13 protein-coding genes are annotated in these 15,133 nt (G+C 74.8%); 7 read left to right on the top strand and 6 right to left on the bottom strand.

The features are described 5' to 3' along the window. Window positions 1-73 precede the first annotated feature (73 nt). The gene (locus ACFZBX_RS08915) at window positions 74-1,567 is read right to left on the bottom strand and encodes a glucose/sorbosone family PQQ-dependent dehydrogenase (protein ID WP_391532356.1); all 1,494 of its coding nucleotides are present in this window, start codon (window positions 1,565-1,567) and stop codon (window positions 74-76) included. Window positions 1,568-1,929: 362 nt separating this feature from the next. Here ACFZBX_RS08915 and pqqA point away from each other — a divergent pair, with 362 nt between their 5' ends. The 5 genes from pqqA to ACFZBX_RS08890 all read left to right on the top strand — a co-directional run bounded on the left by pqqA (window position 1,930) and on the right by ACFZBX_RS08890 (window position 7,072). Next, entirely contained in the window at window positions 1,930-2,088 is a 159-nt protein-coding gene (pqqA, locus tag ACFZBX_RS08910; protein ID WP_391532354.1) for a pyrroloquinoline quinone precursor peptide PqqA, read from the top strand. Continuing rightward, window positions 2,085-2,846 carry a pyrroloquinoline-quinone synthase PqqC gene (gene pqqC, locus ACFZBX_RS08905; RefSeq protein WP_391532352.1) on the top strand — a complete coding sequence of 254 codons (762 nt, stop codon included), beginning with the start codon at window positions 2,085-2,087 and terminating at the stop codon, window positions 2,844-2,846. The genes pqqA and pqqC overlap by 4 nt, the downstream gene beginning before the upstream one ends. Continuing rightward, a complete protein-coding gene (gene pqqE / locus ACFZBX_RS08900) occupies window positions 2,843-4,291 on the top strand; it encodes a pyrroloquinoline quinone biosynthesis protein PqqE (RefSeq protein WP_391532350.1) in 1,449 nt (482 codons plus the stop codon). The genes pqqC and pqqE overlap by 4 nt, the downstream gene beginning before the upstream one ends. Then, a complete protein-coding gene (pqqB, locus tag ACFZBX_RS08895; RefSeq protein ID WP_391532348.1) occupies window positions 4,233-5,222 on the top strand; it encodes a pyrroloquinoline quinone biosynthesis protein PqqB in 990 nt (329 codons plus the stop codon). The genes pqqE and pqqB overlap by 59 nt, the downstream gene beginning before the upstream one ends. Window positions 5,223-5,461: 239 nt before the next feature. Further along, window positions 5,462-7,072 (top strand): lytic transglycosylase domain-containing protein, encoded by a 1,611-nt coding sequence (locus ACFZBX_RS08890; protein ID WP_391532346.1) that lies wholly within the window; start codon window positions 5,462-5,464, stop codon window positions 7,070-7,072. Window positions 7,073-7,170: 98 nt separating this feature from the next. Here ACFZBX_RS08890 and ACFZBX_RS08885 read toward each other — a convergent pair whose 3' ends face one another. The 3 genes from ACFZBX_RS08885 to ACFZBX_RS08875 form a co-directional block, all read right to left on the bottom strand. Further along, window positions 7,171-8,229 carry a DUF5954 family protein gene (locus ACFZBX_RS08885; protein ID WP_391532344.1) on the bottom strand — a complete coding sequence of 353 codons (1,059 nt, stop codon included), beginning with the start codon at window positions 8,227-8,229 and terminating at the stop codon, window positions 7,171-7,173. A gap of 123 nt (window positions 8,230-8,352) precedes the next feature. Next, on the bottom strand, window positions 8,353-8,937 hold the full coding sequence (locus ACFZBX_RS08880) for a TerD family protein (protein WP_391532342.1): 585 nt from the start codon (window positions 8,935-8,937) through the stop codon (window positions 8,353-8,355). Between the two features lie 142 nt (window positions 8,938-9,079). Next, the gene (locus ACFZBX_RS08875) at window positions 9,080-9,688 is read right to left on the bottom strand and encodes a class I SAM-dependent methyltransferase (protein ID WP_391532340.1); all 609 of its coding nucleotides are present in this window, start codon (window positions 9,686-9,688) and stop codon (window positions 9,080-9,082) included. Between the two features lie 316 nt (window positions 9,689-10,004). On the opposite strand from ACFZBX_RS08875, the gene ACFZBX_RS08870 reads away from it, so the two are divergent. Further along, the gene (locus ACFZBX_RS08870) at window positions 10,005-12,332 is read left to right on the top strand and encodes a glycosyl hydrolase family 18 protein (protein WP_391532338.1); all 2,328 of its coding nucleotides are present in this window, start codon (window positions 10,005-10,007) and stop codon (window positions 12,330-12,332) included. Between the two features lie 112 nt (window positions 12,333-12,444). Here the strand turns inward: ACFZBX_RS08870 and yidD are convergent, their stop codons facing one another. Together yidD and ACFZBX_RS08860 are read right to left on the bottom strand one after the other, a co-directional pair. Then, a complete protein-coding gene (yidD, locus tag ACFZBX_RS08865) occupies window positions 12,445-13,059 on the bottom strand; it encodes a membrane protein insertion efficiency factor YidD (protein WP_391532336.1) in 615 nt (204 codons plus the stop codon). 112 nt (window positions 13,060-13,171) lie between these two features. Then, complete coding sequence (locus ACFZBX_RS08860; RefSeq protein ID WP_391532334.1) at window positions 13,172-13,945, bottom strand: hypothetical protein; 774 nt, start codon at window positions 13,943-13,945, stop codon at window positions 13,172-13,174. Window positions 13,946-14,159: 214 nt separating this feature from the next. Between ACFZBX_RS08860 and ACFZBX_RS08855 the strand changes: the two genes are divergently transcribed. Further along, window positions 14,160-14,732 (top strand): hypothetical protein, encoded by a 573-nt coding sequence (locus ACFZBX_RS08855; RefSeq protein WP_391532332.1) that lies wholly within the window; start codon window positions 14,160-14,162, stop codon window positions 14,730-14,732. Window positions 14,733-15,133: the final 401 nt, after the last annotated feature.

Raw genomic sequence — 15,133 nt, 5'->3', positions numbered from 1 at the left:
TCGCCCCGCGCGCCGACGCGCACGCCCGTCCTGAAGGGGGCGGGCGTGCGTGGACGGTGGGCCGGCCGGCGCGCTAGCGCCGGAGGCTGAACGCCAGGATCGCGCCGGGGTTCTCCAACTCGGCGGTCGGGGCGCCCGTGTTGACGTCACGGACCAGGCCGGCGCTGTCCGTCGCCACGTAGACCGTCCTGCCGTCGGGGGACAGCGCGGTGGCGCGGTAGCGGTTTTGGGACGTCCAGAGGCGCTCGGCCTCCCCCACCGCATCGCCGTCGGCCCCCACCTTGAGCCGGTAGACGCTGCCGTCCTTGAGCGTGGTGATGAGCAGGGAGTCCTTCCAGCCGCGTACGCCGTCCTTGGCGTAGTAGGTGAGGCTGGAGGGCGCCACCGTCGGGTAGCAGATGAAGTACAGCCCGCCTTCGGCGCACTTCGGGTCACGGAAGTCGAAGCCGTTGTCGACCGTGGTGCCGAGGGTGCTGATCGGCGGGACGAACGCCCCGTTCCAGTCGGTCTCCTTCTGCTGCGGCACCGACGGCGGGACGTCGATGTCGTCGTAGGTGAGGTCCCTACAGGGCGTGGGCGCCGACGCCGACCAGTTCGCGTAGGTGTACGCCTTGTCGTCGCGCCGGCCGGCCACGTACGGCCAGCCGTAGTTGTTGCCGGGGCTGATGATGTTGACCTCGTCGTCGGTCTTCGGGCCCTGGTCGGCCTGGTAGAGCGTGCCGTTCGGGGCGAAGTCCAGGCCCTGGCTGTTGCGGTGCCCGTACGAGATGACGTGGCTGCGCACGCCCTCGATGGCCGGGTTGTCGTCGGGGACGGACCCGTCGGGGTTGATCCGCAGGATCTTGCCCTGGTACGGGCCGTACCAGGCCTGCCGGTCCACCTCGTCCTGGGTGGGGAGGCGCTGGGCCCAGTTCGGGTTGCAGAAGTTCGCGAGCTGGTTGGCACCCTGGTCGCCGACGGTGTAGTACAGCTTGCCGTCCTCGCCGGTCCGCAGCCGGGCCGACTGGTGGTCGGTACTGGAGGGCAGGCCGGTCAGGACCTCCTCGGGGCTGTGGAGGGTGTGGTCGTCGCAGTCGAGCGTGTAGCGGACGATCTTCAGCCGTCTGGTCTCGCCGGTGACCTCGGCGGGGGTGTCGGTCATGTAGGTGTACGACACGTACACGTAGGTCTCGCCGTCGCCGTGTCCGCCGCCGCCCCGGTGGTCGCCGTCGCCCCAGCCGGTGTCCGCCTGCTGGAAGGCCAGGCCCAGCACGCCGTCCTGGCCGCCCTCGGTGTGGTGTGCCACGGCCGTCAGGTCCAGTGCGGTGGTCTTCTCACCGGTCTCCGGGTCGATCCGGGTGACCTTCAGGCCGCTCTTCTCGGTGGACCACAGGTGCCCATCGGGGCCCCACAGCAGCTCGTAGGGGTCGTTCAGGCCGGTCGTGACAACGCTCCGGTCGAACTCGGGGCCGGACGCGGACCTGGAGGGCCCGGTCGGACCGCCCGCCGTCGCCGGGACGCTGGTGCCCAGGGTGACGCCCAGGGCCAGCGCGGAGGCCGCGGCGAGCGCGGGGTATCGATACTTCACGGCAATTGCCTTTCGGTCGGGGACGGTTGTCCCGTTGGGACGAACCTCTGGCACCCCCACCCCCGCTGCCAGCTCAGCGCATCCGAACGGGCCCGGCGCCCCCCGGAACGGCCCCACCGGCTGCGCCGAACGACCGATGAGGACGCCACCTGACCGACCCTGCGCGGACCCGCTCGACACGGCGCCGCCCCGGCGGCACACTCGCACCGGTCCTCGGACCGCAGGCCCCGCGCGTCACCCGTTCGAGCGCGATTGTCAGGCGATCGCGCGGGTTGGACCGGCGGGCGGGCCCGGCGGCTCGTAGCGTCCTTCCTGGGGCCGCCCGGCCCCCGATCCCCACGTCACCGAGGAGGGCAACTCCCATGAAGTCCACGCCCGCTCACCAGTCCACCGCCATCACCGCCGGCGCCGCGCCGACCGCCGCGGCGGCCCCGGCCAAGCCCGTCTGGTCCGCCCCGGCGGTGGAGTGCCACCGCACCGGCGCCGAGGTCACCGCGTACGCCGCGCGGACCACTCGGTGACCGACTCCCCCACCACCGCGTCGACCCGCGAGGAGTTCGCGGCCAGGCTGTACGGCCTGCGGGGACGGTACTGGGACACCCACCCGTTCCATCTGCGCCTGCACTCCGGCGGCTGCACGCCGCCGGAGTTGCGGCGCTGGGTCGCCAACCGCTGGTACTACCAGCTGGTCCTGACCCGGAAGAACGCCGCGATCGTCGCCAACTGCCCGCTGCCGCAGGTCCGTCGGGAGTGGAGCCGGCGGCTCGGCCACCAGGACGGCCCGCGCGACGGCGAGGGCGGGCTGGCCGACTGGCTGGTGCTCGCCGAGGCCGTCGGCCTGACCCGGGCCGAGGTGCTGGACGAGCGGCACGTGGCGCGCGGCGTGCGCTTCGCCGTCGACGCCTACCTGCACTTCTGCCAGACCCGGCCGTGGACCGAGGGCGTGGCGGCCGCGCTCACCGAGATGTTCTCGCCCGACCACATGGCGGAGCGCGTCATCGCCTGGCAGAAGCACTACGACTGGATCGACCCGTCCGGCTACGCCTACTTCGAGCACCGGATCCCCGACGCCCGCCGGGACAGCGCACAGACCCTCGACCTGGTGCTGGACCACTGCGCGACGGCCGAACAGCAGCGGGCCGCCGTGGACGCGCTCGCGTTCAAGTGCGAGGTGCTGCGCGCGATGCTCGACGCCGTCGACTACGGACCGGAGACCGCGGCCACGGCAGGCGGCGCCCAACCGGTGGGGACCGCCGTGCCCGCCGGGACCGCCCGGTGAACGCCGCACCCGAAACCGTGGCCCCCGGGCTGCGGCGCGGGGTGCGGCTGGTCCACGACCCGGTCCGGCAACAGGCCGCCCTGCTCTACCCGGAGGGCGTGCTGCTGCTTAACGCGACCGCCGCCGCCGTGCTGCGGCACTGCGACGGCCGGCGCGACGCCGCCCGGATCACCGCCCGGCTCGCCGAGGAGTACGAGGGGGTGGACGCCGGCCAGGTGCTGGCGCTGCTGGCCGACCTCGCCGGACGCCGGCTGCTCACCCTCGACGGCACCGGCGCACCGGCCGAACCGTACCCGGCGGCCGGACTGCCCGGCGCCGCCACCGGAAAGCACGCGCCCGCCCCGCTCGGCCTGGTCGCCGAACTCACCCACCGCTGCCCGCTGCAGTGCCTCTACTGCGCCAACCCGGTCGAACTCACACGGCAGCGGGACGAGTTGGACACCGAGCAGTGGCTGCGCGTGCTCGACCAGGCGCGCGGCCTCGGCGTGCTCCAGGTCCACCTCACCGGCGGCGAGCCGCTGCTGCGCCGCGACCTGGCCGCCATCGTCGCGCACGCCCGCGGGCTCGGCCTCTACAGCAACCTGATCACCAGCGGACTGCCGCTCGACGGCCCGCGCGCCGCCGAACTCGCCGCGGCGGGCCTGGACCACGTCCAGCTCTCCGTCCAGGACGCCGATCCGCGACGGGCCGACGCCATCGCCGGGCTGACCCGGCTGACCGGCCCCTCCGGGCACGAGCGCAAGCTCGCCGCAGCCGCCCTGCTCACCGGCGCCGGCCTGCCGCTCACCGTCAACGCGGTGCTGCACCGGGGCAACGTCGCCCGGCTCGGCGCCATCGCCGACCTCGCCGTCGAACTGGGCGCCGACCGGGTCGAGCTGGCGCACACCCAGTTCTACGGCTGGGCCTGGCTCAACCGGGCCCACCTGGCGCCCGGTGACGAGCAGGTCCGCCGGGCCGAGCGGGACGTCGCCGAGGCCCGGGCCCGGCACGGCGACCGGATCGAGATCACCCATGTGATCGCCGACCACCACGGCGGCACCGCGAAGCCGTGCATGAACGGCTGGGGCAGGGAGCAGCTGGTCGTCGCACCGGACGGCGCCGTGCTGCCCTGCCTGGCCGCCGCCCAACTGCCGGGCCTGGCGGTGCCGAACGCGGTCACCGACGGGCTGGCGGCGAGCTGGCACGACTCGCCCGCCTTCAACCGCTACCGCGGCACCGACTGGATGCCCGAGCCGTGCCGCAGCTGCGAGCTGCGCGAGCAGGACCACGGCGGCTGCCGCTGCCAGGCCTTCCAGTTCACCGGCGACCCGGGCGTCACCGACCCGGCGTGCCGATTCTCCCCGCACCACCACCTGGTGCGCGCCGAACCGGCACCGACGCCGACGCATGAGCCGGTACCGCGCCGCCCCACGGCGCCCGTCCCGCCCGTTCCCGACCCGGCGTGAGGAGCACCCGCTGAAGATCCGGATCCTCGGCACCGCCGCCGGCGGCGGACTGCCCCAGTGGAACTGCGGCTGCGAGGGCTGCGCCACCGCCCGCCGCACCGGCGCCGTCCGCAGCCAGGACTGCCTGGCGGTCAGCGCCGACGGCGCCGCCTGGTACCTGGTCAACGCCTCCCCCGACCTGCGCTCCCAGCTGCTCACCGCACCCGAACTGGCGCCGCCGACCGGCACCCGGGCCACCCCGCTGCGCGGTGTCCTGCTGACCAGCGGCGAACTCGACCACACCCTTGGCCTGGTGACCCTGCGGGAGGCCGCGGAGCTGTCGGTGCACGCCACCGCGCCGGTCCGCACGGCGCTGCACGAGGCCTTCCCGGTCGGACCGCTGCTGGCCCCCTACACCAAGGCGCGCTGGCAGACCGTCACCGCGGGAGAACCGGTCGAGCTGGCCGGCGGACTGGTCGCCGAGGCGCTGGCGCTCGGCGGCAAGCGCCCCCGGTACGCCGCCGACCCGGCCGGCCTCCCGGCGGGCGATCCGTCCGGCGAGCGCACGGACTGGGTGGTCGGCTACCGCTTCACCGAGGCGGACGGCCGGGCCCGCGCGGTCTACGCGCCCGGCCTCGCCGCCTGGACGCCCGCCCTCGACCGGGCGGTGGCCGGCGCCGACGTGGTGATCCTGGACGGCACCTTCGCCACCGACGACGAACTCGCCGAACGCACCGGCGGCGCCCGCACCTCGCGCGGCATGGGCCACCTGGCGATCGCCGACTCGCTCCCCCACCTGGCCCGCCGGCCCGGCCCGCGCTACCTCTACACCCACCTCAACAACACCAACCCGCTCGCCCACCGGGGTTCGCCGGAGGCCGCCGCCCTGGCACCGGCACTGGCGGCGGCGGGCGCGGACGTCGCCGAGGACGGGACGCTGCTCGACCTGTGACCCGTCGCCGCCCCGGGCCGCCACCACCGGGCAGGCCGAATGACGGTGTCCCGTCGAGCCCGCCCACCGTCCGTTCACCGAACGGTGGCGCCCGGTACCGCCCTTCGCCACCAAGGGCCTGTCGGATCGTCGTGATACTAATCATTCCGATAAACGAGAAACTGTCATGCACCGGCAGGCACGATGGTGACAGCCCGTCCGTTCCCCCGGGGACCGGACGGTGACGGGAGGGGCACGGCATGGTGAGCGGAAGCGGTGCGGCGACGCAGGACGGCGGGAAGCCCGCCGGGGCCGGGGGACGGCGGAAGGGCCGCACGGCCGACCGCCGGCTGCGGCTCGGCAAGCGGGTGACCGGGATGCTGGCGGTGTTCACCGCCCTCGCGGCGCTGACCGGTTCGCAGACCGGCCTCGGCTTCTCGCCGGTCGCCGCGGCGGGCACGGTGGAGAACCCGTCCGGCGGGGCCGCGACGGTCCCGGGCGGCGCGGCCTCCCCGTTCGGCCCCGGTACCACCGGCATCCCCGGCGTCCCCGCGCTCCCCGGCACGCTCGGCACCGCGCCGGTCGACGGCGGCGGCACCCTGCCGCTGCTCCAGCCGCCGCTCGCCCCGGTCGGCTCGCCGTTCGCCGACCCGCTGCGCTCCGGGCCCGCCCTGCCGGAAACGGTCTTCGCCGCCTACCGCAAGGCCGAGGCGGCGCTCGCGGTGCGCTCGCCCGGCTGCCACCTCCCGTGGCAGCTGCTCGCCGCCATCGGCGAGGTCGAGTCCGGCCAGGCCGGCCGGGGCGCGGTCGACGCCGCCGGCACCACGTACCGCCCGATCCTCGGCCCGGTGCTCAACGGCGCCGGCTTCGCGGCGATCGCCGACACCGACGGCGGCCGCTACGACGGCGACGCCGGCTGGGACCGCGCCGTCGGGCCGATGCAGTTCATCCCCTCCACCTGGGCCTCCTACGGTGTGGACGCCAACGGGGACGGCAAGGCCGACCCGAACAACATCTTCGACGCCGCCGAGGCGGCCGGCCGCTACCTGTGCGCGGGCGGGCGCGACCTCTCCGACCAGGCCCAGCTGGACCGGGCGGTGCTCGGCTACAACCACTCCTCGGAGTACCTGCGCACCGTCCGCAACTGGATGGCGCACTTCACCAACGGCACCCCGGTCACCACCCCGGACCGCCCGGGCACGGCGAGCCCGCTCGCCCCGCTGCTCCCCGTCACGGCGCCGAGCCCGCTCGCGCCCCTGCCGCCGAGCCCGACCACCGGCTCGCAGCCGGCCACCACGCCGTCCGGGACCCCGTCCACCACGACGCCCACCGGCACGGCGACCGGCACCCCGACCGGCGCGCCCTCGCCGAGCGCGACGCCGTCCGGCGCGCCTTCGCCCTCCGCGACCGCCTCGCCGTCGGGCGGGCCGAGCACCACCCCGTCCGGCGGCACGAGCCCCAGCGCGACCGCCACCCCGACCGACACGCCCACGACGACGCCGACGCCGACCACCACGCCGTCCGGCACCCCGACCGGGACCCCCACCGGGACCCCGTCGACGACGCCGACCGGCACCCCGAGCGCCACCCCGACGGCGACGCCCACGGAGACGCCCACCGGCTGCGCCACGCCGACGGACAGCCCGACCGGCACCCCGAGCGCGAGCCCGTCCGCGAGCGCGAGCCCGTCGGCCACCCCGAGCGCGACGGCGACCCCGACCGGCCCCGGCTGCCCCACACCGACCGCGCCGACCACGCCGACCACCACGACGCCCACCACGCCGTCCGCCGCCCCGTCGGCGGACACCACCGCCACCGCCACCCCGAGCGCCGCGCTCTCCACCTCGGCCGCCGCCCCCTCGGCGCGCTGACCGGCCCCGGGAAGCGTCCCGGCAGGGCACACAGCACGACATCGGCCCGCCCCCCGATCGTCCGGGAGGCGGGCCGACGCGCGCGCGGCGACGGCCCGTCAGCCGCCCTCCGGTTCCCCGGCCTCCTCGTCCTCGTCGCATAAGATGCCGGCCGCGCGGTCGCGCTGCTCCTGCACCCGCAGCGGCACGTCCGGGTCCCAGTCCGAGGTGCGCGGCAACTCCGGCCCGTCCGGCCCGAGGCGGACCACCGGCTCGACCCGGACCAGCCGGAAGCGGCGGTCGCCCGCCCGCACCTCGTCGGCCCGCTCGGCGTCCAGCCGGTCGGCGGCCTGCGCGTACCGGGCCAACTCCTCCTCGCCGAGGGCCGGGTCCAGCCGGGGCGCGAACTCCCGCAGATAGGCGGCCAGGCTGTCCCGGGCGCCCTGCGGCGTCTCGCAGGCGCCGGTCATCGGCCCCCAGCGGCCGTCCCGGTACTCCGCGACGGCGCAGTGGGCCGGCAGGACCATCACATTGGGGTAGAGGTGCGAGGCGAGCCGCGCCTCGGCCCGGACGTCCTCCGGGATGAACCGGCCGGTCGGCACCAGCGCCATCATGTCCAGCCGCAGGATCCCGTCGACCAGCGTGACGCCGGCCGCCGGGTCGATCACGAAGCCCGTCACCCGGGAGGGCAGCCGGTGCCCCTGGCCGACGGCGGCCGGGTCGGGGTCGGTGGGCCGGGGCGGCTCGATGCCGTCCGGGCCCGAGCGCAGCACCTGCTCGGCGCGGAAGACGCGGTAGTCCCGGCCGGCCACCGAGATCTCGTCCAGCGCCTCCCACTCCAGCCGCTCGTAGGCCTCGGTGTAGGCGGCGCGCTCCTCGTCGGTGAGGTCCCAGGGGGCGGCGGTCGTCGTGCCGGGTCCGGCCAGGGCCCAGGTCCGGAAGGCGTGGCCCAGGCCGTCACGGGCCCCCTGCGGGGTGCTGGCATGGAACCGGAGGATCCTCCAGGCGCCCGTGCCGGTACGCTCCAGGCTGCCGAAGACGGGCGGCATCATCACCAGGTCCGGGTACTTCTCGCGCGATGCCCAGGCCTCCAGGCCGGCCACCGCGGCCACCGGATCGTCGGTGTGGGTGACCCGGATGGTGAGGTGCGCGGGTAGCTGCACAGCGTCATCGTCCATGCGGCCAGTGTTAGCGGACGTGCGCGGAGCACCGCAGGCTAATCGCGGAACTCCACCCGACCGGGCAGGACGGGGTTCCCGGACCGGCCGACCGGGGTTCCGGTCGGCCGTCCGGTCGGCCCGTCAGAGGTGCTTGACCAGCTCCGGCATGAGGTCCTGGAAGGTGCGCCCGCTGGCCGGCTGCCCGATCGCGGTCATCTGCCAGCCGCCCGCGGCGCGCTGCACCTTGGCCATGACCTGCGCGGTGTACGCGCCGCCGCCGGTGAGCGTGTAGCGGGCCAGCTCGGTGCCGGTCTGGGTGTCGACCAGGCGGCAGAAGGCGTTCTCGACCTCCTGGAAGGTCTGGCCGGTGAACGAGTTGACGGTGAAGAGGATCTGGTCCACCTCGGCCGGAACGGCGGTGAGGTCGACGGTGATGGTCTCGTCGTCGCTCGCGTCGCCGGCGCCGCCGGTCAGGTTGTCACCGCTGTGCCGCACCGAGCCGTCGTTGCTGGTGAGGTGCTGGAAGAAGACCACGTCGACCGGCTTGCCCCCGGCGAACAGCACCGCCGAGGCGTCCAGGTCGATGTCCTGGCCGGCGAACAGCTTCGCCAGGAAGCCCTTCTTCTGCACGGCACGCCAGCCGAGGCCCATCCGGACCACACCCAGCCGGCCACCGCCCGGCTTCTCCAGGCTCAGCTTCTGACCCTTCGCCAGCGAAACGCTCATCGCGCCCTCCTCGTTGCTCGCCTGCGCGCGCCTCGAATCTACAGCACTGTAGATCTTTTCGCGCCCCGCGTACGCCCTCGTCCCGGGACACCTGCATACCCCGCGGACGCCCCCCGGATGCGGATCCCCCGCCGACGCCGGCTCAGTTCGCCGCCCGTTCCAGACGGACCAGGGCGTCGACGGCCTCGGCCTCGCCCGCCGGGCGGCGGACCCGCTCGGCGCGCACGGTGCGCAGGCCCGCGCCGGCCAGGTCGGCGAGGACGTCGTCGGGGGTGAAGAGCACCGCCGGGTCCTGGGGGCCGCCGACGCCCTCGGTCAGGTTGGCGCAGTCGTGGCCGACCACCAGCAGGGTGCCGCCGGGGGCGAGCGCCTCCGCCGCGCGGCGCAGCGCGGCCCGGCGGTCCCCGGCGGGGAGCTGGAGGTAGGCGACGAGGACCAGGTTGTAGCCCTCGGGCGGGGCCTCGAAGGCGCGGGCGTCCCCGTGCCGCCAGGTGAGGCGGTCGGCGACCTCGTCGGGCAGCGCGGCGGTGAGCCGTTCGGCGCGGCCGAGGGCGACCGTGGAGAAGTCCAGACCGGTGACCTCCCAGCCCCGGCCGGCCAGCCACATGCTGTTGCGCCCCTCCCCGGCGGCGAGGTCCAGGGCGGTTCCGGGGGTGAGCCCGGCGAGCTCGCGGACCACCCAGCGATTGGGTTCGGTGCCCCAGACCAGCTCGCTCGCGGCGTAGCGGTCGTCCCAGGCGGCGCTGTCCATGACCCGTTCTCCGTTCGACGCGGGACCTCTCGGGAGGCCACCGTACCGGGCCGGGGCCCGTCGCACCGGTCGTGCGGCGGCGGACGGTCAGTCCACCGGACACCCTTGACGGCGAATATTGGTCCAGTCCAATCTGTGATGTCGTGAGCGCGGCGGCCCCGGGCCGTTCCGCGCCATGCACCCGCACGCCCTGCCGCATCCTGCCCTGCCGCACGTGTACACCCGACCGCGCGCCCCCACAGTGCCCGGTTCGGCTCCCTCGGCCCACCCGGGCCATCGCACCGCCGGAACCCCCACTCCTCCGGAGGACCACCGCATGCACGACCGTGTCATGTCCGCGCGCCCCGCTGAGCGCCGGGCCGTCGCCCCGCGCCGCCGGGCGCTCGCGCTCGCCCTGGCGGCCACGCTCAGCACCGGCAGCGCCGCCATCGCGCTCTCCCTCAACACCGCCTCGGCCGCCCCCGTCAACCTGCTCGCCAACGCCGACCTGGAGACCGGCACCCTGGCCGGTTGGAGCTGCGCCAACGGATCGGTCGTCACCACCCCGGTGCACGGCGGAAGTTACGCCCTCAATGGCGCCGCCTCGGCATCCGACACCGCGCAGTGCCAGCAGACGGTCACCGTCCTGCCGAACACCACGTACACCCTGGCCGGCTGGGTGCGCGGCAGCTATGTGTACCTGGGCGCGACCGGAACCGGCGTCAACTCCCAGGCCTGGTCGCCCAGCGCGACCGGCTGGACGCAGCTGAGCAGCACCTTCACCACGGGCGCCAACACCACCTCGGTGACCGTCTTCACGCACGGCTGGTACGGCACCGGCGCGTACCAGGCCGACGACCTCAGCCTGACCGGCCCGGCGGGCCCGACCGGCACGGCCAGCCCGACGGCGACCAACAGCCCCACCCCCACCACCAGCCCGACGACCACCAACAGCCCCACCGCGACGAACAGCCCGACCACGACCAGCAGCCCCACGGCCACCAACAGCCCGACCGTGACGCCCACCGCCACGTCGACCGGCACCGGTCCCACCGGGGACGGCAAGGTCACCACGCCGACCGGCCTCACCGTCACCAAGGTCACCCACAACGCCGTGGTCCTCAAGTGGCAGCCGTCCACCGCGACCGCCGGCGACGACCCGGTCGCCTACAAGGTGTACGCGGGCGACCAGTTGGTGGCCACCTCGATGGGCACCTCGGTGGCGGTCAGCTCGCTGCTGCCCACCCGCGGCTACACCCTCACCGTCCAGGGCTACTCCGGCACCCACGCCTCGGCCCAGTCCGCCCCGGTGACCACCACCACCGCCGCGGCGCCCGTCAACAGCCCGTTCCGCGCGGCCTACTTCGACCAGTGGGGCGTCTACGAGAACGCGTACCACGCGAAGAACGTCGACACCAGCGGCTCGGCCGGCAAGCTGGACGTCATCCAGTACGCGTTCGCCAACATCCACCCGACCAACCTGACCTGCTTCCAGGCGGTCAAGGCCTCGGACTCAGGCAACGAGAACAACCCCAACGCCGGTGACGGCGCCGGCGACGCCTACGCCGACTACCAGGCCGACTACAACGGCGCGACCAGCGTGGACGGCACCGCCGACACCTGGGAGCAGCCGCTCAAGGGCAACTTCAACCAGCTGCGCCAGCTGAAGGCCAAGTACCCGAACCTGCGCTTCACCATCTCGCTCGGCGGCTGGACCTACTCCAAGTACTTCTCGGACGCGGCCGCCAGCGACGCCTCCCGCAAGAAGTTCGTCTCCTCCTGCCTCGACATGTTCCTCAAGGGGAACCTGCCCACCAACGTCGCCGGTGACCCGGCGGGCGGCACCTCCGCGGCGGCCGGCCTGTTCGACGGCATCGACATCGACTGGGAGTACCCGGGCTCGGCCGGCGGCCACACCGGCAACCACTACTCCCCCGCCGACAAGCAGAACTTCACCCTGCTGCTCAAGGAGTTCCGCACCCAGCTGGACGCCCTCGGCAACGCCCAGGGCAAGAAGTTCCTGCTGACCGCGGCGCTGCCCAGCGGCCAGGACAAGATCGCGCAGCTGGAGACCGACAAGATCGGCGCGTACCTGGACTACGCCGATGTCATGACCTACGACATGCACGGCGCGTGGGACGCCAAGGGCCCGACGAACCACCAGGACCCGCTGCACGACAGCCCGGCCGACCCGACCACCCCGATCACCCCGGGCAACCGCAAGTACAACGTCGACACCGCGGTCACCGCGTACACCACCGGCCTGCCGGAGTACGGCATCGCGGGCGGGTTCCCGGCGAACAAGATCGTGCTGGGCGTGCCGTTCTACTGGCGCGGCTGGACCGGCGTGCCGGCCGGCAACAACTTCGGCCTGTACCAGAGCGCGACCGGCCCGACCCCGGCCAAGCCGCTGAGCGCGGAGGCCGGCCTGGCCGCCTGGAAGGAGCTCAACCCGACCGCCGCCAACACCCACTGGGACCCGGTGACCGAGTCCTCCTGGGTGTACGACGGCACCAACTTCTGGACCGGTGACACCCCGCAGGCCGTCCAGGCCCGCGGCGCGTACGTGAAGAGCAAGGGCCTGGCCGGGATGTTCGCCTTCTCCCTGGAGAACGACGACGCCTCCGGCACCATGCTCAACGCGATGAGCAGCAGCCTGAACTGACGCGCCGACGCCCGCGTCAACGGCCCCGGGGGGCCGGCCGGTGGTGGTGCACCGGCCGGCCCTCCGGGGCCTGGGGCGTCTTCGAGGCCCGTGGCCGCCTGCGGGCGGCGGCTCAGCGCTCCGGCACCGGGTCGATGCCGTCGCCGCGCCGGGCCACGCCCGGGCGGCAGCGCAGCAGCCGGCCGACGGTGAGCCGGGCGCCGCGCAGCGCGCCGTGCCGGTGCAGCGCCTGGACGGCGTAGGTCGAGCAGGTCGGGGTGTACCGGCAGCAGGCCGGACGCTTCGGGCTGATCTCGGTGCGGTAGTGGCGCACCGCGCCGTACAGCACACCGGCGGCCAGGCCCCGCGGCGGGGGCGCGGCCGGGTCCGCACCGTGCGCCGGGCGCCGCGTCCGGCCGCCGGAGAGGGCGAACCGGATACCGGCCATCATCACCGGGAAGAGGGCGATCAGGCAGGGACCGTCGCACCCGCCACCGCCACCACCGCAGCCGCCTCCACCACCGCCACTGCCGCCGGTGCTGCTGCCGCTGCCGGTGCAGCCGGGCGGGAGGCAGTCCTCGATGTCGTTGTCCTTCTTGCGCTCCCCGTGCTTGCGCAGGTACGCCTTCCACTCCTGCTGCCGGCGCTTGCGCCTGCGCCGCTCCTCGGGCGGCAGCCACCACCAGGCGCGTCCAGGGCGTTGGGTCGTCGGGAACTGTTCGCCCTGGGCGGGCTGCTGGTGGGACAACGCTGGCGGTTCCTCTCGGCGCACGCACGCCGGGGCCGACCCCCAACGGCTCGATCAGACTATCGAAGGCCGTCGGTACGGGGGTCGGCCCGCAGGAGGATCCGCAGGACGCTCAGCCGCCTCCGCCACCGAGATGCGGGAACAGGTCGGTGAACGTCTGGGTGGTGACCGAGACGCTGCGGCCGAACGGGTCGTCGAAGTCCCAGATGAGGAACAGCAGGAAGGCGATCAGCGCGCTGAACGCGCCGGCCAGCAGCAACTCCCGCCGGGAGCGCCGGATCTGCAGGGCGAACACCATTCCGACCGTCACCACCGCGCCCACGATCAGGCCGAACCAGACCACGCCCGGCATGGTCGGGCCGGCGTTTTGCCCGCGCGCGTTGCGGGCGTCGTCGGCGATGCTGATGCGGTCCATCATCGGCTGGTAGGCCTGGGCCTCCAGGTCGGAGGCCGGGGCGCGGGTCGCGACGTCGCTGCGCAGCTTCGCCAGCAACTCGGTGCCCCGGGCGGAGATCTCGCCGTTCTCGCGCATGTACGTCCACTCCACGTCCACCACGTAGGAGACGTAGGCGTCGACGTCGGCGCGGATCTTCTCCCGGAACTCCACCGGGTAGACCTGCGCCCGCTCACTCACCTCGTGCAGCGACTGCGCCTCGCGGAAGACGTCGTCCTGCGCCACGCCGCGCGCCTCCCAGACGCCGGCGATGGCGAGGCCGAGCACGATCGCGTAGACCACGCCGATCATCATCGTCATGTACTCGATGACGTCGGGCGTCTCGTCGGTGTCCTCGTCCGCACCGGCGCGGCGGTGCCTCAGCAGCACCACCGCCACCACGACGGCACAGGCCGCCAGCATGGCGATGGCCAGCGCCAACCACTCGGACATGGGAACTCCTTTCTCGGTCGGGGATCGACAGGGTCGATCGGAAACGGTCGGGACCGTTCGTCGGGCCGGGTGGGGTCCGACGAACGGGAAGTGGAGAGGTAGGGGGAGGCGGCGTCAGGAGCCGCTGGAACCGGAGCCCCGGGAGCTCCTGCCACCGCCGCGACCGGACCGGCCGCGTGGGCGCAGGGCCGCCGCCGCGAGGACGGCGGGCACGGTGACGACCAGCATGGTCCGGGTCGTCGAGCCGCCGTGGTGCCGCTCCGGCGCCTGTACGGGCGGGGCCTGCGGAACGGGCCGCAGCGTCGGGGCCGGCCGCACCGGGCTGGGCGCCGGGGGCTCCGGCGACGGGGCGGGTGGCGGCGGGGTCGGCGCGGGCGGTTCGGGCACCGAGGGCGGCGGTGGCGGTGGCGGGACCACCGGCGCGGGCGGCGGGGTCGCCGGTCTTGGCGTCGGCGTCGGCGTCGGCGTCGGGGTGGGGGTAGGGGCCGGCGGCCGTGGCGACGCGGGCGGCGGGGTGGGCCGCGGCGTGGGCGTGGGCGTCGGCGGGGCCGGCGGCGCCGGCGGCACGGGGGCCGGGCTCGGCGGCGGGGTCGGCACCGGGGTGGGGGTGGGCGTGACGACCGGCGGCGGCGTCGCGCTGGGTGTCAGGGTGGGTGTCGGCGTCGGCGTCGGGGTGGGTGTCGGCGTGGGCCGGGGTGTCGGCGTCGGCGTGGGACTCGGCGTCATGGTCGGCGACGGCTTGGGCGAGGGTGACGGCGACGGCTTGGGCGACGGGCACGGGTGGTGATGCGTCGGCTTCGGCGGGTGCGGGTGCAGGTGGTGGTGCGGGTGCGGGTGCGGGTGGTGCAGGATCCCGGACAGGTCGACATCCACACCGACCGCCACGTCCGCGTCCACCTCGACGTCCACGCCGTCCCGGCCGACCCCGGCCGCGACGGCCGCCCCGACGGTGACACAGGTCTCGACGACCGGCCCGTGCGGGTGCCCGCCACCGTGCTGGGCCGCCGTGGAACGGGCCCCCGCCGAGCCGCTCAGCACCGCGCAGAGCGCGGCCACACCGGCGGCCGCGCCGGCCAGCCGGATCCGTCGCACCCGGGGGCCGTCGGCGGCACCGTGCCCGGCCGCGACGGGCGCGGGGCTCCGGTCCGCGGTCACGACGGCCCTTCCATCGGTATCCGCCGGGGCGGC

The sequence above is a fragment of the Kitasatospora sp. NPDC008115 genome (genome assembly GCF_042957205.1).
Taxonomy (GTDB): domain Bacteria; phylum Actinomycetota; class Actinomycetes; order Streptomycetales; family Streptomycetaceae; genus Kitasatospora.
Note: the sequence above shows the minus strand (reverse complement) of the source record. Positions and strands in the feature narration are given on the sequence as shown.

What these genes read in the sequence shown, in the direction of transcription:
- pqqA (WP_391532354.1), top strand. Translation starts at nt 1,930, where the DNA reads ATGAAGTCCACGCCCGCTCACCAGTCCACCGCCATCACCGCCGGCGCC.
- pqqB (WP_391532348.1), top strand. Translation starts at nt 4,233, where the DNA reads ATGAGCCGGTACCGCGCCGCCCCACGGCGCCCGTCCCGCCCGTTCCCG.
- ACFZBX_RS08890 (WP_391532346.1), top strand. Translation starts at nt 5,462, where the DNA reads ATGGTGAGCGGAAGCGGTGCGGCGACGCAGGACGGCGGGAAGCCCGCC.
- ACFZBX_RS08885 (WP_391532344.1), bottom strand. Translation starts at nt 8,229, where the DNA reads ATGGACGATGACGCTGTGCAGCTACCCGCGCACCTCACCATCCGGGTC.
- ACFZBX_RS08880 (WP_391532342.1), bottom strand. Translation starts at nt 8,937, where the DNA reads ATGAGCGTTTCGCTGGCGAAGGGTCAGAAGCTGAGCCTGGAGAAGCCG.
- ACFZBX_RS08875 (WP_391532340.1), bottom strand. Translation starts at nt 9,688, where the DNA reads ATGGACAGCGCCGCCTGGGACGACCGCTACGCCGCGAGCGAGCTGGTC.
- ACFZBX_RS08870 (WP_391532338.1), top strand. Translation starts at nt 10,005, where the DNA reads ATGCACGACCGTGTCATGTCCGCGCGCCCCGCTGAGCGCCGGGCCGTC.
- ACFZBX_RS08860 (WP_391532334.1), bottom strand. Translation starts at nt 13,945, where the DNA reads ATGTCCGAGTGGTTGGCGCTGGCCATCGCCATGCTGGCGGCCTGTGCC.